The organism is Streptomyces sp. NPDC046303, assembly GCF_055588085.1.
The window spans coordinates 1-22,984 of sequence record NZ_JBVJFA010000050.1; the positions used below are offsets into that span (position 1 = coordinate 1).

The 22,984-nt window shown below is 73.4% G+C and carries 15 protein-coding genes and 2 pseudogenes; 8 read left to right on the forward strand and 9 right to left on the reverse strand.

The window, feature by feature from the left end:
- The 3 genes and pseudogenes from ACZ6I1_RS32260 to ACZ6I1_RS32270 all read left to right on the forward strand — a co-directional run.
- Positions 1-90: pseudogene (locus tag ACZ6I1_RS32260) on the forward strand (ABC transporter ATP-binding protein); the annotation flags it as partial.
- Positions 77-976, forward strand: a complete 900-nt coding sequence (locus ACZ6I1_RS32265) for an ABC transporter permease (RefSeq protein WP_469292450.1) — start codon at positions 77-79, stop codon at positions 974-976. The pseudogene ACZ6I1_RS32260 and the gene ACZ6I1_RS32265, both read left to right, overlap by 14 nt.
- Before the next feature lie 5 nt (positions 977-981).
- The gene (locus ACZ6I1_RS32270; RefSeq protein WP_469292451.1) at positions 982-1,800 is read left to right on the forward strand and encodes a sirohydrochlorin chelatase; all 819 of its coding nucleotides are present in this window, start codon (positions 982-984) and stop codon (positions 1,798-1,800) included.
- A gap of 150 nt (positions 1,801-1,950) precedes the next feature.
- Here ACZ6I1_RS32270 and ACZ6I1_RS32275 read toward each other — a convergent pair whose 3' ends face one another.
- The 7 genes and pseudogenes from ACZ6I1_RS32275 to ACZ6I1_RS32305 form a co-directional block, all read right to left on the reverse strand.
- Entirely contained in the window at positions 1,951-2,952 is a 1,002-nt protein-coding gene (locus ACZ6I1_RS32275; protein ID WP_469292452.1) for a ketopantoate reductase family protein, read from the reverse strand.
- Between the two features lie 107 nt (positions 2,953-3,059).
- On the reverse strand, positions 3,060-3,857 hold the full coding sequence (locus ACZ6I1_RS32280) for a hypothetical protein (protein WP_469292453.1): 798 nt from the start codon (positions 3,855-3,857) through the stop codon (positions 3,060-3,062).
- A gap of 65 nt (positions 3,858-3,922) precedes the next feature.
- Positions 3,923-4,471, reverse strand: a complete 549-nt coding sequence (locus ACZ6I1_RS32285) for a DUF1697 domain-containing protein (RefSeq protein WP_469292454.1) — start codon at positions 4,469-4,471, stop codon at positions 3,923-3,925.
- A 20-nt stretch (positions 4,472-4,491) separates the two neighbouring features.
- Positions 4,492-5,729 (reverse strand): annotated as a pseudogene (gene mgt, locus ACZ6I1_RS32290) (macrolide-inactivating glycosyltransferase).
- Positions 5,730-5,750: 21 nt separating this feature from the next.
- On the reverse strand, positions 5,751-7,016 hold the full coding sequence (locus tag ACZ6I1_RS32295; RefSeq protein WP_469292455.1) for an ABC transporter substrate-binding protein: 1,266 nt from the start codon (positions 7,014-7,016) through the stop codon (positions 5,751-5,753).
- A gap of 83 nt (positions 7,017-7,099) precedes the next feature.
- Positions 7,100-7,966, reverse strand: coding sequence for a carbohydrate ABC transporter permease (locus tag ACZ6I1_RS32300; protein ID WP_469292456.1), 867 nt, complete (start codon positions 7,964-7,966; stop codon positions 7,100-7,102).
- On the reverse strand, positions 7,966-8,865 hold the full coding sequence (locus tag ACZ6I1_RS32305) for a carbohydrate ABC transporter permease (protein WP_469292457.1): 900 nt from the start codon (positions 8,863-8,865) through the stop codon (positions 7,966-7,968). The genes ACZ6I1_RS32300 and ACZ6I1_RS32305 overlap by 1 nt, the downstream gene beginning before the upstream one ends.
- A 114-nt stretch (positions 8,866-8,979) precedes the next feature.
- Between ACZ6I1_RS32305 and ACZ6I1_RS32310 the strand changes: the two genes are divergently transcribed.
- Positions 8,980-9,837, forward strand: coding sequence for a phosphotransferase enzyme family protein (locus ACZ6I1_RS32310; protein WP_469292458.1), 858 nt, complete (start codon positions 8,980-8,982; stop codon positions 9,835-9,837).
- A 22-nt stretch (positions 9,838-9,859) separates the two neighbouring features.
- On the opposite strand, the gene ACZ6I1_RS32315 is transcribed toward ACZ6I1_RS32310, so the two are convergent.
- The gene (locus tag ACZ6I1_RS32315; protein WP_469292459.1) at positions 9,860-10,768 is read right to left on the reverse strand and encodes a LysR family transcriptional regulator; all 909 of its coding nucleotides are present in this window, start codon (positions 10,766-10,768) and stop codon (positions 9,860-9,862) included.
- 109 nt (positions 10,769-10,877) lie between these two features.
- Between ACZ6I1_RS32315 and ACZ6I1_RS32320 the strand changes: the two genes are divergently transcribed.
- Complete coding sequence (locus ACZ6I1_RS32320) at positions 10,878-12,083, forward strand: MFS transporter (RefSeq protein ID WP_469292460.1); 1,206 nt, start codon at positions 10,878-10,880, stop codon at positions 12,081-12,083.
- A 223-nt stretch (positions 12,084-12,306) separates the two neighbouring features.
- On the opposite strand, the gene ACZ6I1_RS32325 is transcribed toward ACZ6I1_RS32320, so the two are convergent.
- Entirely contained in the window at positions 12,307-13,098 is a 792-nt protein-coding gene (locus ACZ6I1_RS32325) for an alpha/beta fold hydrolase (protein WP_469292461.1), read from the reverse strand.
- Positions 13,099-13,293: 195 nt separating this feature from the next.
- On the opposite strand from ACZ6I1_RS32325, the gene ACZ6I1_RS32330 reads away from it, so the two are divergent.
- Genes ACZ6I1_RS32330 through ACZ6I1_RS32340 form a run of 3 tightly spaced genes read left to right on the forward strand, consistent with a single transcriptional unit; the run spans position 13,294 to position 22,689 of the window.
- Positions 13,294-20,592, forward strand: coding sequence for an amino acid adenylation domain-containing protein (locus tag ACZ6I1_RS32330; protein ID WP_469292462.1), 7,299 nt, complete (start codon positions 13,294-13,296; stop codon positions 20,590-20,592).
- Between the two features lies 1 nt (position 20,593).
- Positions 20,594-21,775, forward strand: a complete 1,182-nt coding sequence (locus ACZ6I1_RS32335) for an FAD-dependent monooxygenase (RefSeq protein WP_469292463.1) — start codon at positions 20,594-20,596, stop codon at positions 21,773-21,775.
- Positions 21,776-21,804: 29 nt separating this feature from the next.
- Complete coding sequence (locus ACZ6I1_RS32340; RefSeq protein WP_469292464.1) at positions 21,805-22,689, forward strand: SDR family NAD(P)-dependent oxidoreductase; 885 nt, start codon at positions 21,805-21,807, stop codon at positions 22,687-22,689.
- The last annotated feature ends 295 nt before the right edge of the window (positions 22,690-22,984 follow it).

A 22,984-nucleotide genomic window follows, 5' to 3' on the forward strand; every position in this document is an offset into this window, starting at 1 on the left:
CGCCGCATCGAGGACGCGGACGTGGCGGAACTGTCCCTCGAGATCACTGAACACCTGCGTGGGGAGATCCGCCGCCATGGCCAGCACTGACACCACCCCGAAGATCGCGGGCAAGGGCCGGCAGGACGACCTGGCGGGCCTGGAGGCCGGCCTGGACGCCCTCGACGCGGTCCAGACCCACCGCACCCCGGTTCGCGAGGTCCTCGTCAAGAAGGTCCTGCCGCCGGTCCTGGCCGTCGGCCTGGTGCTCGTGGTCTGGCAGATCCTGGTGGCGGCGGAGGTCACCGAGCAGACCAAGCTGCCCGCACTGTCCGCGGTGTGGGACAGCCTGTCCGACATGTGGCTCAAGGGCACGCTGCTCGACGTCATCTGGACCAGCGTGTCGCGCGGCCTGCTCGGCTTCCTCCTCGCCCTGGCCATCGGCACCCCGCTCGGACTGCTCGTCGCCCGGGTGAAGTTCGTCCGCGCCGCGATCGGCCCGATCCTCCAGGGCCTGCAGTCCCTGCCCTCGGTGGCCTGGGTACCGCCGGCCGTCCTGTGGTTCGGCCTGAACGACGCGATGATGTACACGGTCATCCTGCTCGGCGCCGTCCCCTCCATCGCGAACGGCCTGGTCTCCGGCATCGACCAGATCCCGCCGCTGTACCTGCGGGCCGGGCGCACTCTGGGCGCCACCGGACTGGTGGGGGCCCGCCACATCGTCATGCCGGCCGCGCTGCCGGGCTACCTGGCCGGTCTCAAGCAGGGCTGGGCCTTCTCCTGGCGCTCGCTGATGGCCGCCGAGATCATCGCCAGCTCCCCCGACCTGGGCCTGGGCCTGGGCCAGTTGCTGGAGAACGGCCGCAACAACATCGACCTGCCGGGCGTGTTCCTCGCGATCATCCTGATCCTGGTGGTCGGCATCGCCATCGACCTGCTCATCTTCAGCCCGGTCGAGCGGTGGGTCCTGCGCAGCCGCGGCCTGCTGGTCAAGTGAGTCCCGTGTTCCCCGCACCCTCCCCGGCACCGGCACCGGCCCCCGCACCGTCCCCGGCCCCCGCCCTGCTCGTCCTGGCCCACGGCAGCCGCGACCCGCGGCACGCGGCGACCGTGCAGGCGCTCACCGGGCGCGTGCGGAGGCTGCGGCCCGGGCTGCGGGTGGAGACGGCCTTCCTGGACTTCAACACCCCGACGGTGGGCCAGGCGCTGTCGTCGCTCTACCTGTCCGGCGTACGGGAGGTGGTCGCGCTCCCCCTCCTCCTCACGCGGGCCTTCCACGCGAAGTCCGACATCCCGGCGGCGCTGGCCGAGTCGACGGCCCGGCTGCCGGGGCTGTCGGTGCGGGTGGCCGACGTCCTCGGCCCCTCCCCGCTCCTGCTGTCGGCCCTCGAACGCCGGCTGGCCGAGGCGGGACTCACCCCGGCGGACCGCACCACCACCGCGGTGGTGCTCGCGGCCGCCGGATCCACAGACCCGGAGGCGATCGCAGCGATCGCTGAAACCGCGCGGGAGTGGCGGCACACCGGTTGGTGCGCCGTGCGGCCTGCGTTCGCCTCCGGAGCCCTTTCCGCGGGGTTCTCCCGTACGGAGGACGTCGTACGGGCCCTTCGCGCGGAGGGCTTCGCGCGGGTCGCGGTGGCCCCGTACGTCATCGCCCCCGGGCGGCTTCCGGACCGGATCGCGGCGGGTGCGGAGGCCGGCGGGGCGGATGTCGTGGCGGACGTCCTGGGCCCGGCCCCGGAACTGGCCCGCCTGCTGCTGCACCGCTTCGACGCGGCCGCCGCCGTCGCCCCCGCCAGGCTGCCGGCCCTGACGGCCTGACCCACCTCCGGCGGGGCTGGACGTGGCTGCTGCCGCCCGCCATGTGCGGGCGGCATGAGCCAAAATCCAGCCCCGCCGGCGTTTGAGGCGCGCGGTGCGGGGCGGAGCCCCGGTCTTTGGGCCGCGCCGACACTCCTGCCCCGCCGGAGGCTACGGGCGGGCGGCGGCCTCGTCGGCCAAAGACGTCAGGTCCTCGATGGACATCGCGCCCGGCGGAAGGCCCTCCCGCGCAAAGATATTGGCCGCGTGCCGCAGTACGTCGTTCACCGGCGTCGCCACCCCGTGCAGCCGCCCCAGCAGGGAGATCTCCCCGTTGAGATAGTCCGCCTCCACCGACCCGGTGCCCCGCGCCAGGCTCTGCCACGAGGACCCGCCCCGGACCCCCGGCGGCTGGTCCACCTTGCCGTCGCGCGCGGCCGCCTGCTCCGCGTCCGAGGCGTAGGCGATGCCGGCCGCCCCGAAGACCGCCTTCGCCTCGCGGACCGCCCGCAGCAGCAGCGCGGCCTTCGCCGGGTGCGGCTCCGGGCCGGTGGTCGCCTGGATGGCGTTGCCCAGGTTCCCCAGCAGCTTCGCGTACTTCCACCGCATCACGTCACCTACCACCGGCGCCTCGAAGCCGGCCTTGCCGAGGTCCGCCGCGACCGCCCGCGCCAGCGCGTCCGTACCGCCGGCCGCCAGGCCCACGTGCAGGATCCCCGTCAGCGGCGCGCACAGCGCCGAGACCACGCCCGGCTCCAGGAAGGTCGAAGGCAGCCACACGCACACCCCGTACACCCGGGCGAAGCGCCGCAGGGCCAGCCGCTCGCTCTCCACACCGTTCTGCGCGCACAGCACCGGCAGCCGCTGCGCCGCCGTCCCGCCGCCCGCGACCTCCGCGTCACCCCACGCGTCGAGCGCGGCGATCGCGTCCTGGGTCTTGACGGCCAGCAGCAGTACGTCGTCCGGGCGCAGCTCGCCCAGTTCGTCCGGCCCGGTGACCACGGGCAGCCGGTGCACGCGGGTGCCGTCGGCCGTCGTGAGCCGCAGGCCGTCCGCGCGCAGGGCCTGCGCGTGCGCCCCGCGCGCGACGAGGACGACCTCACCGCCCGCCTCCGCGAGCCGTCCGCCGATGGTGGCGCCCACCGCGCCCGCGCCGATGATGATGTAACGCATGCCATGAGCCTGGCACATCCCGCCCGCCGCGTTGGCGTCGGGGCGGGTTGGCCAGGTCGCGCCGGCACGGCTGACGGACGTGCTCGGCGACAGCACAGGCTGCCGGGTCAGCGCACGTCGGTGAGCAGGTGCGCGCGGGCGGTCTCGAAGAGTTCGGGCAGGTGCGAGGGCTGATCGTGCTCGGCGTCGTCGACCAGCAGCTGGTAGACCTGGCCGCCCTCGCCCGCGACGAAGAGTTCCACGCGGTGGCGCGGGGTGGCCGGCTTCTCGTAGTGGTAGTCGAGCTCGAGCAGGACGGCGCTCCTGCCGTCCTGCTCGGTCGGGCGGCTGCGGGGGACGAGGTCCTGCATCTTGGACTCGGCGGGCTTCGCGTACCAGGCGGTCTGCCCGATGGAAGCCGCCTGGGCGGTGCTGCCGTGGGTGCTGTCGCGCTTGAGGCCGATCACGTAGCGGCCGTCGGGGGAAACCCAGTTGGCGTGCATCGCATCGTCGTCCTTGAGCTTCCACCCGTCCGGCACCGCGAGGGAGGCGGCGAGCGCCGCGGCGTCGACCCGCTGCCAGCCCGCCGGGAGCGGTGGAGGCTGTTTGCTGCGGGTGGGAAGGGCCGTCGGGGTGGGCGTGCCGGTGGCCGTCGCCGTGGGGCTCGCCGAGGGCGTCTCGGCGGGCGGCACCGAGGTGCCGGCGCCGCCCGGGCCGGGGCCGGCCGGGGTACGCGTCGAGCCGCCCGCGCCGGTCAGCCCGAACAGGCCGAACAGCAGGGCGGCCACGGCGGTGGCGGCCGACACCACGGCGGCCACCTCCGCCATCCGCCGGGTCCGTCCGGTGCGCTCGGCGCGCCCGGCGGACGGCTCGCCCTCGCCTTCGCCTTCGCCCTCGCGTTCGTCCACGGGCAGGTTCTCGCTCATGGCCCCCCCAGGTCATCTCCGGAACCATTCAAACCGAACAGGCCGTCAACCGGAGGGAGTTCGGGTCAGGTCGCGGTCAGTTTCACGAGTTTGACGACCGTGTTCCAGTTGCGGGTGGTGACGTCCATGCCCTTGACCACGGCGGGCCTGGCGAGGGCTTCGGCGAGTTTGGAGCGGCCCAGCCCGTCCGGGGCGTAGAGGTACAGGACGCGGTCGCCGAGCCGGTACTCCTCGGGGAGGTACGCCTCCCGGTCGAGCGCGGCGAAGCGCTCCGCGCCGGGCTGTTCGGAGAAGAAGGTGGCGTGGAGCTGCTTGCCCTCCAGCTCGGCGGCCGGGAAGGGGCAGGCGTCGGCGACGGCCTTCAGGTACGCGCCGTCCATGACCAGGCAGGCCACCGGGAAGCCGAAGCGGGCCTCGATGGCCGCCTCCAGCTCCCGGGCGAGCGCCTTCGGGTCCTTCTGCGCACTGCTGAAGACGGCGTTGCCGCTCTGCAGGTACGTCTGCACGTCGCCGTGGCCGAGCCCCTCCAGTACGGAACGCAGTTCCGCCATGGGTACCTTCTTGCTGCCGCCGACATTGATCCCGCGCAGCAGCGCCGCGTATTTCATGGCCATGGAGGGAGGGTAAGGGGGGCCTATGACAGTTCGGCCTCGATGAGGCCGGCGGCCTGGTGCGTGCCGCCCTCCGCGGCCATCCGGGTGCGGACCTCCTCGCAGCGGGCCGCGACCGCGGGGTCCGAGGTCAGGGCGAGGACCGCTGCGCGGAGGGTGGCGGCGTCCGCCCGGTCCATCGGGACGTGCCGGGCCACGCCGAGCGCGGCCAGCATGTCGGCGTTGCCGAACTGGTCGACGGCCTGCGGGACGGCGACCATCGGGGTCGCGGTGGCGAGGCCCTCCTGGCTGCCGCCGGCGCCGGCGTGGGTGATGAAGGCGTCGGCCTGGCGCAGGATGTCCAGCTGGGGAACCCAGCGGTGGACCTCGACGTTGGCGGGGACCGCTCCGAGCTCGGCCTCGTCGGTGAACGCGCCGATCTGGAGGACCACATGCCAGTCGGGCAGGTCCCCGAAGGCCTCGATGCAGGCGCGGTAGAAGGCGGGCTGCTTGGTGAAGGCGGAGCCGAGCGAGACCAGCAGCACCTTCTTGCCCTCGGCGGCGGCCGGCTTCTGCCACCTGCCCTCCGCGGCCGAGCGGTCGCCCTGGCAGGCGCCGACGAAGGTGTGCACGGACCGGTCGACGCGGTCGGCGTGGGGCTGGAGCGCCTCGGGGATCAGGACGAGGCTGCGGCGCGGACGGCTCTGGAGGCGTTCGATGCCGCCGTCGAAGCCGTTCTCGGTCAGCCAGGCGGTGAACCGGGCGTAGTAGGCCTGTCCGCGCTCGGACGCCTTGAGGCCGGCGAACATCGGCTCGGCGACTTCCTCTTCGTACCCCTCCCAGGCGACCAGGTTGGGGGAGAGCGAGACGGCCGGGACGCCCCAGCGGTGGGCGAGCACCGGCGCCGGATAAGAGGTGATGTCGTGGAGGACGAGGTCCGGTTCGTCGCCCTCGAAGGCGGCCGCGAGCTGCGGGAGCGCCTGGACGGCGTCGTCGAGGAACGGTTCGAGGTGGTCGATGAGTTCGGTGCCCCAGGCCTCGGGGTCGTCGTCGGTGGGGAGGGTGGAGTGCCAGATCACCGGGGTGGCGCCGGTGTCGGCGACCTTCTCGGCGAAGGAGGCGGGGATCGCGTAGCTGACGCGGTGGCCCCGGGCGACGAGTTCCCGGATCGCTTCGATGCTCGGGTTCACGTGCCCGTGGGCGGCGATGGAGAACATGGCGATGTGTGCGGGCTTGGCTGAGGTCATGACCCGACTCTAACGAGACGAGACGTCTCGTGCAATTGCTTTGATCGGCCCCCGGCCTACCTCTGGTACCGCGCCAGCACCCGGTTCCCGTCCTCCACCAGGCGTTTCTCCAGCTCGGCGAGGTCGATCGCCCCGCTGTAGAACTCCTGGAGGGCCGGGGTCGCGACCTTGTCCTTCCACTCCGGATAGCCGCGCACCGACTGGGCCGGCGCGGGGCGCAGCCCGGCCGCCAGGGCCGTGCCGGTGGCCCAGCCGAGCTCGGGCGTGCGCAGGGCGGGGTCGGCCAGCGCCCGCGTGCCGGTCGGCAGCATCCAGTCGCCGCGGGCGAGGCGGACCATGTTGGCCGGGCTCAGCAGGAAGTCGATGAAGGCCGCCGCCTCCTTCTTGTACGGGCTGTCCTGCGCGATGGAGAGGGTCTGCGGGCTGACCCCCTGCGCCGTGCCGTCGGCCCCGGCCGGGGGCGGCAGCACCTGCCAGGCGAATCCCGGCGGTGCCTGGCGCACGATCTGCTGGCGGTACGAGAACCCGAGCGGCACCATCGCGTACCGGCCGCCGAAGAAGCCGGGCAGGGTGTCGGAGCCGCCCATCCCGAGGGTGGCCCGGGAGGCGCTGTGGTCGGTCTCGGTCATGGCCCGGATGGTGGCGGGGACGACCTCGTCGCCCGCGGCCCAGCGGATGACGGCCTTCCCGCCGGCGTCGCGGTGGAAGAGCCGGCCGCCCGCGGACAGGCCGAGGTTGAGGGTGGCGGACACCGGGTCCTTGAGCGGCCAGGCCACCCCGTACCGGCCCTCGGCGGTCAGCTGCCGCGCCGCCGTACGGAACTCCTCCCAGCTCCACGGGGCTTCGGGCGTCGGGATGCGCACCCCGGAGGCGCGCAGCAGCGCGGTGTTGGCCATCAGGACCCGGGGTTCCTGGAGGAAGGGGACCCCGTACACCCCGCCGTCGGGCCCGAAGGTGACGGTCTCCCAGGAGGCGGCCGGAACATCGGCCTTGAGCCGCTCGGACAGCAGGGGCCGCAGGTCGGCGAGGTAGCCGCCGTAGGCGAAGTCGGCGAGGTCGTCGGAGGCGTCGTGGATGACGTCGGGGGCCTCGCCGCCCTCGAAGGAGGTCAGCAGCTGGTCGTGGACGCTGCTCCAGCTGCCCTGCACGTACTGGACCTGCACCTCGGGGTGGGCGGCGTTCCACTCCGCGACCAGGGCCTTGTTGGCCTCGACGGACTCCTTCTGCCAGGCGAGCGACTGGAAGCGCAGCCGCACCACGCCGTCGGAGGCGGCGCGCGGCGCGGAACAGCCGCCGAGCAGAGCGGCCAACAGCGCGAGCACGACGGCCCAGGCACTGGCACCGGCACCGGCACCGGCACCGGCACTGGCACTGGCACTGACACTGGCACTGGTACGCCCCCGCATCAGCTCTTCACCGCCCCGGCCAGCATGCCGCCCGTGATCCGCTTCTGGATGACGGAGAAGACCACCAGGGAGGGCAGGGTCGCGAGGAAGGCCGCCGCGGCGAGCGGGCCGAGGTCGGCGGCGCCCTCGGCGCCCAGGAAGTGGGTCAGGACGACCGGCAAGGTCTGCTTCTCCGGGCTCTTGAGGAGGACGAGGGCGAAGAAGAACTCATTCCAGGCGGTGATGAAGGCGAACAGCGCGGTCGCCACGATCCCCGGCGCCAGCAGGGGCGCGACCACCGAGACGAGGGTGCGCAGCCGCCCGGCCCCGTCCATCGCCGCCGCCTCCTCCAGCTCGGGCGGGACGGCGCGCACGTAGCCCGTGAGCATCCACAGCGCGAACGGCAGCGACCAGACGACGTACACGAGGATCAGGCCCGGCACGGAGTTGACCAGGTGGAGGTTCTTCAGCACCAGGAACAGCGGGATGATCACCAGGACGAAGGGGAAGGCCTGGCTGACCACGACCCAGCCGGTGGCGGCGGTGGCCAGCCGTCCCCGCCTGCGGGCGAGGACGAAGGCCGTCGGGGCGGCCAGGACGACCGCGAGCACGGCGGCGCAGACCGCGGCGATCAGGCTGTTCAGCGCCGCGTGCGCCAGGGGCTGCTCGGCGAAGGCCTGGCGGAAGTTGCCGAGGGTCGGGTCCTCCGGGATCCAGGTGGGGTGCAGGCTGCCGAGCTCCCGCGCGGGTTTGAAGGCGGTGGAGAGCAGCCACAGGAACGGGAACGCGAGGAAGACGAGGTAGGCGGCGAGGGCCGCGTACTGGGCCGCCCGGGCGGCCCGGGGGCCCCGCGGGCGGTCGCCGGTGCGGCTGCGCGCGCGTCCCATCAGCTGTCGCCTCCCCGCAGCCGGCCGGCCAGGTACACGGCGAGCAGCACCGAGATCACCGCTACCAGCACGCAGCCCATGGCGGCGGCGTACCCGAACTGGCCGTAGCGGAAGGCGTCCTCGTACGCGAAGAGCATGGGCAGCCGGGTGCGGCCGCCGGGTCCGCCGTTGGTCAGTACGTAGACCAGGGCGAAGGAGTTGACGTTCCAGATGAGGTTGAGCGCCGAGATGGACAGGGCCACCGGGCGGATCGCGGGCCAGGTCACCGCGCGGAAGCGGCGCCAGGCCCCGGCGCCGTCGAGGGCGGCGGCCTCGTGGAGCTCGTGCGGGGTGTTCTGCAGGCCGGCGAGCAGCGCGACCGTGGTCTGGGGCATGCCCGCCCAGATGCCGACCACGACGACGGCGGGCAGCGCGGTGGCGAGGCCGCTGAGCCAGTCGGTGTCCCCGGCGAACCCGAGGCCGGACAGGGTCTCGTTGAGCACGCCCGCGTCGGGGTGGTAGACGAGCCGCCAGATGATGCCGACCACCACCTCGGGCATGGCCCAGGGAATGATCGCGAGCGTACGGGCCAGCCACCGGAAGCGGAGGTTCTGGTTGAGCAGCAGGGCCAGTCCCAGGGCCAGCAGGAACTGCGGGACGGTCACCCCGACCGCCCACACCAGGCCGATCCGGAAGGACTCCCGGAACAGCCGGTCGTGGAGCAGGTCCTGGAAGTTGAGGAGCCCGACCCACTGGGTGGGGGCGGTGCGGCCGGACTGGGCGTCGGTGAAGGCGAGGGCGACGCCGTAGAGCAGCGGTCCGACGCTGAGGATCAGGATGGGCAGGAGCGCGGGCAGGACCAGGAACCAGGCCCCGTGGTCGGCGCGGCGGCCCTTGTGCGCGGGGGCGGCTGCGGTCACCTGCGTCCCCTTCCGTTGCGGTCATCGTGCGCAGGGCCTGATGGCGCGTCAAGGCAGCGCACACCCGGATGGGAGACTTGGCGCATTCACGACGATCCGGATCCGGAGTACGAGATGGACGAGGCGCGGGCCAGGGACGTACTGGCGGCCGCAGGCCTGGGCGGCGGCGGCGCCGGGCTGCTGGCCCTGGGCGAGAACGCGGTGTTCGCGGCCGGGGAGCTGGTGGTGAAGGTGGGCCGCGCGGACCCGGCGCTGGCGGCGCGGGCCTCGCGCGAACTGGCCGTCGCGCGCTGGCTGGAAGAGGCCGGTGTCCCGGCGGTGCGGGCGGCCGAGCCGGAGCCGCGGCTGGTGGCCGGGCACCCGGTGACGCTGTGGCACCGGCTCCCGGACGCGGTCCGTCCGGCGGAACCGGAGGACCTGGCGGTGCTGCTGCGGCGGATCCACGCCCTGCTGGCGCCGCCGTTCCCGCTGGCCGCGCGGGACCTGCTGGGCGGTGTCGAACGCTGGCTGCGGCTGGCCGGCGACGCGATCGACCCGGCGGACGCGGCGTACCTGCGGGCCCGCCGCGACGCCTACGCGGGCGAGGTGGCCGGCCTGGTTCCGCACCTGCCGCCGGGCCCGATCCACGGCGACGCCCTGCCCCGCAACGTCCACGTGGGCCCGGACGGCCCGGTCCTGGTGGATCTGGAGACCGTCTCGGCCGATCTGCGCGAGCACGACCTGGTGGTGATGGCGCTCTCCCGCGACCGCTACGGTCTGCCCGCCGCCTCCTACGGGGCGTTCGTGACGGCGTACGGCTGGGACGTCCGCGACTGGGAGGGCTGCGCGGTGCTGCGCGGGGCCCGCGAGACGGCGAGCTGCGCCTGGGTCTCCCAGCACGCGCCGACCAACCCGAAGGCACTGGCCGAATTCCGCCGCCGCGTGGACTCCCTGCGCGAGGGCGCGACCGAGGTCCGCTGGCACCCGTTCTAGGGGGTGCTCCGGCCGGCCGGCGTCAGGCCTGCACCTGGGGACCGGCGCTCTCGCCGACCGCCAGGGCGAAGGCCTCCGCCTGCGCGGAGGGCCGCGTGCGGTGCCGGATGAGGCCCAGTTCGGAGTCGGGCAGGCCCTGTACCGGGACGAAGGTGAGGGAGTCGCGGCGCCCGTGGTAGTCGGCGGTGGACCGGCACAGCAGCATGGCGCCGCGGTTGGCCGCCGTCAGACTCAGGCCCTCCTGGAGCGTGTTGACGCTCGGTCCGGCCGGTACGGGCAGGCCGCCCGGGGTCAGTCCGGGGGCCTGGGCCTGCCGCCAGTAGTCGGGGGCGCCGCCGCCGATGCCGATGAGCCGGCAGTCGGCGAGCTCCTCGGCGGAGAGCGATTCCCGCGCGGCGAAGGGGTGCCGGACGGACACGGCGAGGGTCTGCGGCTGCCGGGAGAAGACCGGGCCGAGGACGAGGTCGTCCTCGGCCACCGGCAGCAGGACCACCGCGCAGTCCACCTCCTGGCGGCGCAGCGGCCCGAAGGGGTCGGAGAGCGGGATCTCGACGATGTCGATCGCGCAGTCGGGATACCGGTCCCCGAACAGGGCGATCGCCCGGCTGAGGTAGTCGTCGACGGTGCCCTGGAAGCCGATGCGCAGCTCCCCGCCCATGCCGCGGGCGGCGGCCCGGGCCTCGTCGACCGTGGCGCGCAGGGCCTCGTAGGCGGGGCGCAGGCCCGTGAGGAAGCTCTCGCCCAGCGGGGTCAGGCGCACCCGCCGGCTGGTGCGTTCGACGAGCGGGGCGCCGATGCGGCTCTCCAGGGAGCGCAGCAGCTGGCTGACCCGGCTCTGGGAGACGTACAGCCGCTCGCCGGTCCGTCCGAAGTGCAACTCCTGGGCGAGCACCAGGAACATCTCCAGCTCGCGTATCTCGACACCGCTCATGGTTTCCTTTCTACACCGCCGCCCCGCGCGGCCGATCGAGTAGCCCTGCTCATCGAAGGATGAGGGATCGGCCGTTGTTCCCGCAGGTCGGGGCGGGTTGGCTGGTCGCATGGCACAGACTGAGGAAATTGCAGACACCACCGGGGTGCCGGAGCGGTCCGCGACCCGCGGCTGGCTCGGGGTCGCGGCGGTCGCGAGCGCGACGTTCACGGTGGTGACGTCCGAGATGCTGCCCGTGGGCCTGCTGACGCCCATCGGGGACGCGCTGAAGGTGACCGAGGGCACCGCCGGACTGACCCTGACCATCACCGGCCTGGTCGGCGCGGTGTCCGCCCCCCTGCTGACACCGCTGTTGGGGCGGTTCGACCGGCGGACGGTGCTGTGTGCGCTGATGGCGGTCCTGACGGCGGGCAACCTGCTCGCGGCGTGGACGCCGAACTTCGCGGTGATGGTGGCCGCCCGCGTGCTGGTCGGCATCGGCATGGGCGGCGTGTGGGCGATCGCGGCGGGCCTGGCGGTACGCCTGGTGCCGCCGAAGTCGATCGGCTCCGCGACCTCGTTGATCTTCAGCGGGATCGCGGTGGCGTCGGTGCTGGGCGTCCCGGCGGGTACCTACATCGGCGAACTGGCCGACTGGCGGACGGCGTTCGTGACGGTGGGTGTCCTCGCGCTGGCGGTACTGGTCGCCCTGGCGGCGCTGCTGCCGCGGCTGCCCGCCGAGCAGGAGGTGCGGCTCAGCGGTGTGATGCGGCTGTTCGGCGAGGCGCGGGTGCGCACCGGCCTGGCGGTCGTGGCCCTGCTGGTCACCGGCCACTTCGCCGCCTACACGTACGTGCGTCCCGTGCTCGAGGAGGTGTCGGGGGCGAGCGCCGGGATGATCGGCACGCTGCTGCTGGTGTACGGAGTCGCCGGCGTGGCGGGCAACTTCGCGGCGGGCGCGGGCGCCGGCCGGTCCCCGCGCTCCACCCTGCTGGTGATCAGCGCGGTACTGGCGGCCACGGTCGCGCTGGTGCCGCTGCTCGGCGGCTCCGTCCTGACCGCCGGCGTGCTGCTCGTCGTCTGGGGGTTGTCGTACGGCGGCGTGTCGGTCAGCACCCAGACCTGGCTGCTGGCTTCGGCTCCCGAGGCGCGCGAGGCCGCTTCCTCGCTGTTCGTCGGCGTGTTCAACGGGGCGATCGCCCTGGGCGCGCTGCTCGGCGGGCTGGCGGCGGACGGCGCGGGGGTCACCGCCGTGATGTGGCTGGGCGGCGGCCTCGCCGTCGCGGCCCTCGCGGTGACGGCGCTGGGCAAGGCGCCCGCGTCGGGGCGGCTCTGAGACCGGGGGCCGGTGAGACCGGGGGCCCCGAGACCGGGTCCCCCTGAGACCGGGCCCGGCGTCCACCCCCGGGCCGCGCCGCCCCGTATCCCGGGGCCGGCCGGCCGGGCGCCGGGCCCACGACCGGCCGCCGGAGGCCTCCGTCCGCAGCGGGACGGTACGGACGGCCCGGGCGGTACGGCCGGGGCGGTACGGGCGGGCCTGCCCGTACCGCCCGCGGCGGTCAGCCGCCGACGCCGTCGAGGAACTCGGTGATGAGCCGGGCCCACTCGGCCGGCCGCTCCGCGGCGATGGCGTGGCCGCAGTCCAGCGTCGCCAGCCGGGCTCCCGGGATACCGTCCGCGAGTTCGCGGGAGTGAACGGGAGTGGTGAGCAGGTCGCCGAGGGGCGAGACGACGAGGACCGGTACCGCGATCCGCGCCAGGTCGGCCCGTACGTCGATGTCGTCGAAGAGGGCGAGCTGCGCGTCGCTGCCCGGCGGCATCCCGGCGGAGAACAGCTCGACCTGTTCCTCGATCTCCGCGTGGGAGCGTGCGTCGAGCCAGTGGGTGCCCCCGACCACCAGGGAGAGGTAGGAGGCCAGGACCCGGCTGTCGCCGCCCGGCGCGCCGAGCGCCCGCCAGGTGTCGATCACCAGCTTGAGGCGTGCGTTCGGCCGGGCGAATCCGGCGGAAAGAACAAGCGCGGTAACCCGCTCGGGGTGGCGCACGGCGGCTCGTACGGCCACCGCCGAACCCATCGAGAATCCAGATATCGCAAAAGAATCCACGCCGGATCGCACAGCACATTCCACAATGTGGTCCGCGAGCCGGTCAAGCGTCAGCGGACGGTCCGGGAGGGGATTATTCCCGGAGCCCGGATAATCCGGGCCGACGACGGTGTGACGACTGGCGAGACTTTCGATGACCGGGCCGTAACTGTCCTCGATGTCACTGCCCGCACCATGCGCCAGCAGCAGACCTGGTCCGCTGCCGCGCACGGTGACGGATTTCCGGGAAGGAAGGAGAGGGCTCATGTCCGAGATGTTAGCGAGGACACAGGAAAACCCTTCGGGAATATCGCGCGGATCACATATTCCCCGCTCCGACTACTTGATCGAGTAGTCCTCCTCCACTCATACGAGTAGTGGTGAACCGGATTGGGGGAAACGTAGGCTCCTGAGCATCGGACAGCAAACATTCCGGCTGTCCGAATGAGCGAAGGAAGGCCGATGCTCGCAACACGCCAGCTCCCTCTGTCCGCCTACCAGCTGGACATTTGGGCTGCCGAGTCCACCGCGCCGGGTGACCCCCAGTTCAACGTGGTCATTCATGAGCGGGTGGCCGGCGATGTCGACGTGGACAGCTTGAAGGAAGCGCTGGAAGACGCCCTGCGGAACAACGACGCGTTCCGCCTGCGCTTCGGCGAACAGGACGGGATCCCCTGCCAGTGGGTGGCCGGGACCGACGCCGAGGAGGAGGCCGGCCCCTGGGTGCAGTACGTCGACTTCTCCGGTGCGGCCGACCCCGCGGCGGCCTGCGCGGCATGGCAGGAGTACTCCCTCACGCACCCCTTCACCCTGCGGCGTTCGCGATTGTTCACGGCCGCTGTGCTGCGGGAGAGTGCCTCGGTCGTCCACGTCCACGTCAATGCCCACCACCTGATCGCCGACGCCTGGGCGCTGAACCAGGTCAGCCGGCAGCTGTGGGAGCGCTACGCCGACCGCGCGGCCGCGGCCATGGCGGCCGGGACCGGCGCCGGCCCCGTGGACCGTCCCGCCCCGCCGTCCGTCACCGCGCTCGTCGGGGCGGACGCCGCCTACCGCGCCTCCGGCGCCTTCGAGGAGGACCGGGCGTACTTCCGCGACGCGCTGAAGGGCGTCCAGCCCGCCCTGTTCACCCGCGCCACCGTGGCTCCCGCGGACGGCGGGCGGCGCCGGGCCCGTCACACCTTCACCGTCGGCGCCGACCTCGTCCGCCGCATCCGCGGCGGCGGCAGCTCCCCGTTCGCGTTCCTCGCGGCCGCCTTCGCCACCTACTTCTCCCGCGTGCACCGCAGCGAGGAGCTGGTGCTCGGCGTCCCCTTCCGCAACCGGCACTCGGACACGGACCTCGAGACGGTCGGCCAGCTGGCCAACAACCTGCCGCTGCGCGTGCCGGTCGGCCCCGAGGCCACCCTGCACGAGCTGGCCGCCTCCGTCCGCCGCAGCACGGACGCACTGCGCGCCCACGAGCGGCTCGCCCTCGGCGACGTCCTGCGCGACCTCCCGGCCGTCGGCGCCGGCTCCCGCCGGCTCTTCGACATCACCCTCTCCTACCTGCGCCACCCGCGGCCCGCGCCGCTCCCCGGCACCTCGGTCGAGTCCGCCGTACTGGCGCCCGTCCACCACCAGGACGCGCTGTCCGTGATGGTGCACGCCTTCGAAGACGACGCCGACCTGCGGATCGACCTCGACTACGCCGTCGACGTCTTCGACGCGGACTACCCCATCGCCTCGGTCGCCGGCCACCTGCTCCGCCTCATCGGCGCGGGCCTCGACGAGCCGGGCCGCCCCGCGGTGACGCTGCCGATCCTGGACGAGGCCGAGGCCAAGGACCTCACCCTGCTGCGGCAGGGGCCCGACACCCCGTACGCCGACGACCGGACCGTGCACGGCCTGATCTCCGAGCAGGCCGCCCGCACCCCGGACCGGACCGCCGTCACCGGCGCCGACGGGACCCCGCCGCTGACCTACGCGGACCTCGACACCCGCTCCAACCAGGTGGCGCACGCCCTGCGCGCCCGGGGCGTGGGCACCGGCGACCGGGTGGCCGTCCTGATGGACCGCTCCCCGCAGCTGATCGTCGCCCTCCTCGGCGTCCTCAAGTCCGGCGGCGCCTACGTACCCGTGGACCCCGGCTATCCGGCGGAGCGGATCGGCTTCCTCCTGGAGGACAGCCGGGCCAAGGTGGTGCTGGCCGACAGCGGCACGCCCACCCCGGACCGGGGCGTGCCCGTCCTGCGCGCCGACGAGCTGCTGACCGGCCCGGGCGAACCGCTCGAGGACCCGGCCGGCCCGCGCGACCTCGCGTACGTGATCTACACCTCCGGCTCCACCGGCCGGCCCAAGGGCGTCATGGTCGAGCACCACTCGGTGGTCAACCGGCTCGCCTGGATGCAGAAGGCCTACCCGGTCGGCGAGGGCGACGTCCTGCTCCAGAAGACGCCGATCTCCTTCGACGTCTCCGTGTGGGAGCTCTTCTGGTGGGCGATCGAGGGCGCGGGGCTCGCCCTGCTGCCCGTCGGCGGCCAGCGCGACCCGCGCGGGATCCTGCGCACCATCGCCGAACAGCGGGTCACCACCCTGCACTTCGTCCCCTCCATGCTGGGCCCCTTCCTGGACCTGCTGGAGGACCGCCCGGAGCTGCGCGCCGAAGCCGCCTCGCTGCGCCAGGTGTTCTGCAGCGGCGAGGCCCTGCCGGCCGCGCGCGTGGAGCAGTTCAACCGGGTCTTCGGATCCCGCGGTGAGAGCGCTCCCCGGCTGATCAACCTGTACGGGCCCACCGAGGCCACCGTCGACGTGTCGTACTTCGACTGCCCGGCGGCCACCGAGGGGCCGGTCCGCCGGGTCCCCATCGGCCGGCCCATCGACAACACCCGGCTGTACGTCCTGGACGCGCACGGCGGGCTCCAGCCGGTCGGTGTCCCCGGCGAGCTGTGCATCGGCGGCGTCGGTGTGGCACGCGGCTACCTGGAGCGGCCCGAGCTGACGGCGGAGAAGTTCACCGAGGACCCCTTCTCGGCGGGCGGGCGGCTCTACCGCACCGGCGACCTCGCCCGCTGGCTGGCCGACGGCACCCTGGAGTACCTCGGCCGCATCGACGGCCAGGTCAAGATCCGCGGCAACCGGGTGGAGCTCGGCGAGGTCCAGAACCGGCTGGCCTCGGTGGCCGGCGTACGGGACGCCGTCGTGGTCGACCACCAGTCGGGCAGCCGCGGCACCCTGCTCATCGGCTACTACGTCGCCGACACCGAGCTCAGCCCGGCCCTGCTGCGCGCCGAACTCGCCGCAGTACTGCCCGAGTTCATGGTCCCGGCGCACTTCATCCGGATCGACACCGTCCCCCTGACCCCCAACGGCAAGGCCGACCGCCGCGCCCTGCCCGCCCCCTCCGCCGCCGCCTCCGGTCCGCAGTACACGGCGCCGCGCAACGCCACCGAGGAGACGCTCGCCGCGATCTGGGCGGAGGTCCTGGAGGCGGAGCGGGTCGGGATCCACGACGACTACTTCGCCCTCGGCGGGGACTCCATCACGATGCTGCGCATCCGCGCCCGGGCCGAGAAGGCCGGCATCGTGTTCGACCTGACGGACCTGGTGCAGCAGCCGACCGTCGCCCAGCTCGCCGCCCGGTCCGCCACCGGCGGCGCGGACCCCGCGCCCGCCGCCGAACTCGCCCCGTTCGCCTTGGTCTCGGGCGTCGACCGGGCGCGCCTGGAAGGGAGCGCCGACGCCTACCCGCTCACCCGCCTCCAGCTCGGACTGCTCTACCACAGCCGGGCCGAGCAGGACTCGGCCGTCTACCGCGACGTCTTCCAGTACAGCGTCACGGCGGCCTGGGACGAGGAGGCGTTCCGGCGCGCCTTCGAACGGCTCGTCGCACGCCACCCCGTCCTGCGCTCCTCCTTCGACCTGGGTTCCTTCTCCGAGCCGCTCCAGATCGTGGCCCACCAGGTGGACGGCGGCTTCGACGCCGTGGACCTCAGGGGCCGCGAGGAGGCGGCGGCGCTCGCCGAGATCCGGGCCCACGTCGACGAACGGCGCTACCACCGCTACGTGTTCGAGCAGGCTCCGCTCTACCACCTGCGCGCCCACGTCCGCGAGGAGACCCTCGAGCTGGTCCTGAGCTTCCACCACGCGATCCTCGACGGCGGCAGCGTGGCCACCCTGGTCGCCGAGCTGCTGCAGGACTACCTGCACGCTCTGGGCCACCCCATCGGGGCCGTGGCCGAAACCGCCCTTCCCTCGGCGGCGCACCACGTACGGGCCGAACGCGAGGCCCTGGAGTCGGAGCCGACCCGCGCCTTCTGGCGCGAGCGGCTGCGGGACGCCCCCCTGCTGCGCCTGGAGGCCTTCCGCGGACACGAGGCCCCGGGTCCGGACACCCAGATCACCCGGATCGTGGACCTGCCCGCCGAACTCACGGCCCAGGTGCGGCTGTTCGCCCGGGAGCGGACCCTGCCCGTGAAGTCGGTGCTGTTCGCCGCGCACTGCCTGACGCTGGGGCTGTTCTCCGGCTCCGACGACATCACCACCGGCCTGGTCACCCACGGCCGCCCCGAGCTGGAGGACGCCGACCGCATCGCCGGCCTCTTCCTCAACACGATGCCCGTGCGGCTGGGCACCGCCGCCGACAGCTGGGCCGACGTGGTCCGGGCCGCCTTCCGGCAGGAGCAGCAGAGCCACGCCCACCGGCGCTACCCGCTCAGCGCGATCCAGGAGGACCGGGGCTCCACCGTCCTGGAGACCGCCTTCAACTACATCCACTTCCGCCAGCTCGCCGCCGTCTTCGAGCTTCCCCGGGTCCGCCTCCTGGACTTCCGGACCTGGGAGGAGACCAACTTCCAGCTGCTGGTCAACGCCATGACCGACCCGGTGGACGGCTCCGTCCGGCTGCGGCTGGACCACCACGGGCTGACCTTCACCCCCGCCCAGGCCGACCTGTACGCCGAACGGTTCACGGCGATCCTGGACCGGCTGGTCCACCACCCGGACGAGGCGCCCGGCTTTGGGTTCCTCGCGCCGGATCCGGACCTCGCCGGGACCCGGGAGCAGGAGCAGGACGGGGCCGGGGGCCGGCAGGACGCCGCCGCCACGCTGGACGCCGCCGCCCCGCTGGACGTCGTACGCGCCGTCGCGGAGCAGACCGCCCGCACCCCCGACGCGACGGCCGTGGTCTTCGGCTCCCGCCGCTGGACCTACGCCGAACTGGACGGCGCCGCCGACCGGGTGGCCCGCCAGCTGCTCGCCCTCGGTTCGCGGCCCGGTGACCGGATCGGCATCGCGATGGACCGCTCCCCGGAGACGATCGCCGTCATCCTCGGCGTCATGAAGGCCGGCGCCGCCACCGTGCCGCTGGACGTCACCTACCCGGTGGACCGGCTGACCGCGATGGTCGAACAGGCCCGCCCGTTCCGGATCATCGCGAACGCCGCCCACGGCGCCGTCTTCGGCGGGCCGGCGCTCGTCCTCCCGGCCGAGGAGATCTTCGCGGAGGACGGCGAGCGGCCGTACCTGCCGCGGATCCCGGCGGAGGTGACGCAGGAGATCACCCCCGACTCCCTCGCCTACGTCCTGTTCACCTCGGGTTCCACCGGCGCGCCCAAGGGCGTGGCGATGCCGCACCGTTCACTGGCCCACCTGGTCGCCTGGCAGAACGGCATCCCCAGCGGAGTCGTCGGCGGCGTGACCGCCCAGTACGCGCCGATGAGCTTCGACGTCTCCTTCCAGGAGATCTTCTCCACCCTCGCGGGCGGCGGCACCCTGCTCCTGCTGTCCGAGGACGAGCGCCGCGACATGCCGGCCCTGCTGCGCCTGCTCGACCGGGAGGGCGTGGAGCGCATCTGCCTGCCGTACGTCGCCCTCCAGCAGCTGGCCGAGACCGCGGACGCGCTCGGGCTCGCTCCGCGCTCGCTGCGGGCCCTGCTCTCCTCCGGTGAGCAGCTGCGCGTCACCGACGAGATACGCAGGCTGTGCGCGGCGCTGCCCGGGGTGATCCTGGAGAACCAGTACGGGCCCACCGAGTCGCACGTGGTGACCGCGTACACGATGCAGGGCGATCCTGCCGCGTTCCCGGCCCTGCCGCCCATCGGGCAGGCCATCGCCGGCTCCGCGGTGCACGTCCTGGACAGCCGGATGCGGCCGGTCCCGGCCGGGGTGCGCGGTGAGCTGTACCTGTCGGGGGCCTGCCTCGCGGAGGGCTACGTGGGCCGCCCGGACCTGACCGAGGAGCGGTTCGTACCGCATCCGTCGCCCGCGGCCGCCGCGGCGGGCGAGCGGCTCTACCGCACCGGCGACCTGGGCTTCGCCCTGCCCGGCGGTGACGTGGTGTGCCTGGGCCGGGCGGACGCGCAGGTCAAGGTGCGCGGCTACCGGGTGGAGCCGGCGGAGGTGGAGCTGGCCATCACCCGCTTCGCGGCGGGCCACCCGGGCATCGCGGAGGCCGCGGTCGTCGCCCGCCGCCGGGAGGGCGCGGACTCCTTCCTCGCCGCGTTCCTGACGGGCGATCCCGACGGCGCGGACCTCACGCTGCTGCGCAAGCAGCTGCGGACGGTACTGCCCGAGTACATGATGCCCTCGCACTTCGAGTGGCTGGCGGCGCTGCCGCTGACACCGAGCGGCAAGCGCGACGACAAGGCACTGCGCGCCGCCGCGCTGAGCACGGGGGCGACGGCCGGCGCGGCCGAGGCCCCGCGCGACGCGTACGAGGAGACCCTGGTGGAGATCGTCGGCGATCTGCTCCAGCTGCCCGCGCTGGGCGTGCACGACAACATCTTCGACCTGGGGGCGACCTCGCTGACCGCGATGCGCCTGGTGGTGCAGATCGAGCAGCGCTACGGGATCAGCGTCCCGCTCTCGGAGTTCGTGTCGGCGCCGACCGTCGCCGAGCTGGCGGCGCGGCTGCGCTCGGGCGAGGCGATGACCGCCTTCGACCCGCTGGTGCCGATCCGTCCGGCGGGGTCGAAGCGCCCGATGTTCTTCGTCCACCCCATGGGCGGGAACGTGCTCTGCTACGTCCGGTTCGCCAAGTACCTGGAGGAGGACCAGCCGTTCTACGCCCTCCAGGCGGCCGGCGGCGATCCCGGCACCGAACCGCTGCGCAGCGTCGAGGAGATCGCGGCCAGCTACATCGAGGCGATGCGCCGGGTGCAGCCGAGCGGCCCGTACGTGGTCGGCGGCTGGTCGTTCGGCGGGTTCGTGGCCTTCGAGATCGCCCGGCAGCTGCGGGCGGCCGGGGAGGACATCGCCCGGCTGGTGCTGCTGGACACCACCGCCCTGAACCCGGGCCGGCGCCTGACCACGGACGACGAGGCCCTGCTCGGCTGGTTCTTCTGGGAGCTGCTGTGGCTGCGGCGCGGGGGCGACTCCCCGCTGGAGCTCATCCCGGACCGGCTGACGACGCTGGAGGAGAAGTTCGACTTCATCGCCCAGCTCGCCATCGACGAGGGCGTGCTGCCCGCGGGGAGCACCGGGGCCGTCGTACGGCGCCTGTTCCACGTGTACGAGGCCAACTGGAAGGCGGCGTTCGCCTACCGGCCCGAGGTGGTGGACCAGGACATGGTCCTCATCCACGCCGCGCAGCCGCTGCCCGGGGTCCTCAACGCGATGCACACGGCCATCGAGAGCATGCACGCCGACCCGAGCAACGGCTGGGGCGAGCGCACCAGCGGCACGCTCGAGGTCGTGGACGTACCCGGCGACCACCTCACGATCATGGAGGAGCCGTACGTGGCCCACATGGTCCGGGTCGTCACCGAACTGATCGGACAGTGAGATGACACGGATGACGGACCGCAAGAAGGCCCTGGTGATCGGCGCGGGGATCGGCGGCCTCACCGCCGCCGTCGCACTGCGCGAGGCGGGTCTCGAGGTCGAGGTGTACGAGCGGGCGGGCGAGCTGCGGGCCGCGGGCTCGGGACTCTCGGTGATGAGCAACGCGGTCGGCGCGCTGAACTCGCTGGGCGTCGGAATCGACCTGGAGAAGCGCGGGGAGGCCCTGCGCTCCTACCACGTCAAGACGGCCTCGGGCCGGCTGATCCGGGAGTTCCCCTTCCCGGAGATCATCGGCAGGCTGGGGGTGCCCAGCGTGCTCATCACCCGGGCGGACCTCCAGCAGTCGCTGCTGGAGGCGGCGGAGGGCATCCCGCTGCGCTGCGGCGCGGCGGCCACCGGCTTCGAGACGGAGGGCGTGCCGGGCGGCGGGGTGCGGGTCTCGTTCGACGACGGGACCACCGCCGAGGGGGACGTGCTGATCGGGGCCGACGGCTTCCACTCGGTGGTCCGCAGGCAGTTGGTGGGGCCGGAGGACTCGCAGGACAGCGGCTACATCTGCTGGCTCGCGGTGGTGCCGTTCTCGCACCCGCGTTTCACCCCGGGCTCGGTGACCCACTTCTGGGGCAGCGGCAAGCGTTTCGGGCTCGTGGACATGGGCGCCGGGCGGCTGTACTGGTGGGGCACCAAGAACATGCCGGCCGAGCTCTCGCGGGACTGGAAGGGCGGCAAGGCGGAGATCCTGCACGCCTACGACGGCTGGGCCGACGAGGTGCGGCAGGCGATCCTGGCCACCCCCGAGGAGTCGATCATCGCCGTGCCCTCCCGGGACCGTGCGTTCCTGGAGCGGTGGGGCCGTGGACCGGTGACCCTGCTGGGGGACGCCGCGCACCCGATGCTGACCAGTCTCGGCCAGGGTTCGGGCATGGCGATCGAGGACGCCGTGGTGCTCGGGCGGGCCCTGAAGGGCGCGTCCGACCTGCCGCGGGCCCTGCGCCGGTACGAGGACGAGCGGCGCGAGCGGACCCGGGGGATGGTGGCCGCCTCGCGCGGCATCAGCTCCTTCGAGCAGTCCGAGGACCCGTTCCGCCGGCCGGTGCGGGACGCGTACTTCCGGTTCATGCCGCAGAACCGGCTCACCCGCACGCTGGAGGACGCCCTCACCTTCCCGGCGGTGGCCGGATGAGCGCCCCCGCTTCCCCGAGGAGGAATCTCGTGTCAGCCGTTTCGCAGCGCGCCGCCCTGTCCCCGCGCGGCCGGTCCGTACTCGTCACCGGGGCCTCCTCCGGCCTCGGCCGGGTCTGCGCGCTCCAGCTGGAGGAGGCGGGCTTCCGGGTGTTCGCCGGTGTCCGCAAGGAGGCCGACGCCCTGGCGCTGGCCGAGGCCGGCGCGCACGGCCGGATCGTCCCGGTGCTGGTCGACGTGACGGACGAGAAGTCGGTGGCCGCGGCCGCCGAACGGGTCGCGGCCGAGGTGGGCGAGGACGGCCTGTGGGGGCTCGTGAACAACGCGGGCATCTGCGTCTCGGCCCCGCTGGAGTGCGTCTCTCCGGAGCGGCTGCGCGAGCAGCTGGACACCAACGTGGTGGGGCAGCTCGCCGTCACCCAGGCGTTCCTGCCGCTGCTGCGGCGCACCCGGGGCCGGGTGGTCAACGTGACCTCGGGCCTGGGCAGTGTGGCGATCCCGTTCCTCGGGGCGTACGCGGCGGCGCAGTTCGCCAAGGAGGCCCTGACCGACGTACTGCGGCGGGAGCTGGCGCCGCAGGGCGTGGACGTGACCCTGGTGCAGCCCGGCGCGATCATGACGCCGATCTGGGGCAAGGTCTCCGACGTCGCGCGGGCCGCGATGGACGGGGTGCCGGAGCAGCTGGCCGAGCTGTACCGGATCCCCTTCAACCGGTTCCTGTACCAGAACGAGCGGCAGGCCCGGGAGAGCCTCACCCGGCCGGAGGACTTCGCGGAGACGGTCCGCCAGGCCCTGACGGCCCGGCGGCCCAGGACCCGCTACCGGGTGGGTCCGGACGCCCGGAAGGTGAGCGTGCTGGCGCGGGTGCTGCCCGACACGGCGCTCGACCGGTACCTGCGGCCGATCACCGCGTAGCGAGGGCTTCCCGGGTGGCTGGTGCCGAGGGTTGCGGTAACAGGCAAACCTGCCGAGGAAGTCGTACAGAACCAGCCAGTTGGCACGCTCGCCAAGGAGCGGCGAACGGTGATATCACGCCAGATCATGGCCGATAACGGCAGGTTGGGCGTGATATGGCCATCGTCACAGTTTGATCCGTCCTCCCGGCGGGCGTGCCCAACGCCCCAGGAACGGCACAGGACTTCGCGCCTCCCGCCTGGGTCCGGACGTCCGTCATGCCGCCGGTCTCCCGGCGCGGCGGTGTGAACGGCCC

Bases quoted from the DNA above. Each gene is read 5' to 3' on its own strand.
- ACZ6I1_RS32320 (WP_469292460.1), top strand. From the start codon at position 10,878: ATGGCACAGACTGAGGAAATTGCAGACACCACCGGGGTGCCGGAGCGG.
- ACZ6I1_RS32315 (WP_469292459.1), bottom strand. From the start codon at position 10,768: ATGAGCGGTGTCGAGATACGCGAGCTGGAGATGTTCCTGGTGCTCGCC.
- ACZ6I1_RS32335 (WP_469292463.1), top strand. From the start codon at position 20,594: ATGACACGGATGACGGACCGCAAGAAGGCCCTGGTGATCGGCGCGGGG.
- ACZ6I1_RS32325 (WP_469292461.1), bottom strand. From the start codon at position 13,098: ATGAGCCCTCTCCTTCCTTCCCGGAAATCCGTCACCGTGCGCGGCAGC.
- ACZ6I1_RS32330 (WP_469292462.1), top strand. From the start codon at position 13,294: ATGCTCGCAACACGCCAGCTCCCTCTGTCCGCCTACCAGCTGGACATT.
- ACZ6I1_RS32265 (WP_469292450.1), top strand. From the start codon at position 77: ATGGCCAGCACTGACACCACCCCGAAGATCGCGGGCAAGGGCCGGCAG.
- ACZ6I1_RS32285 (WP_469292454.1), bottom strand. From the start codon at position 4,471: ATGGCCATGAAATACGCGGCGCTGCTGCGCGGGATCAATGTCGGCGGC.
- ACZ6I1_RS32275 (WP_469292452.1), bottom strand. From the start codon at position 2,952: ATGCGTTACATCATCATCGGCGCGGGCGCGGTGGGCGCCACCATCGGC.
- ACZ6I1_RS32300 (WP_469292456.1), bottom strand. From the start codon at position 7,966: ATGGGACGCGCGCGCAGCCGCACCGGCGACCGCCCGCGGGGCCCCCGG.
- ACZ6I1_RS32310 (WP_469292458.1), top strand. From the start codon at position 8,980: ATGGACGAGGCGCGGGCCAGGGACGTACTGGCGGCCGCAGGCCTGGGC.
- ACZ6I1_RS32280 (WP_469292453.1), bottom strand. From the start codon at position 3,857: ATGAGCGAGAACCTGCCCGTGGACGAACGCGAGGGCGAAGGCGAAGGC.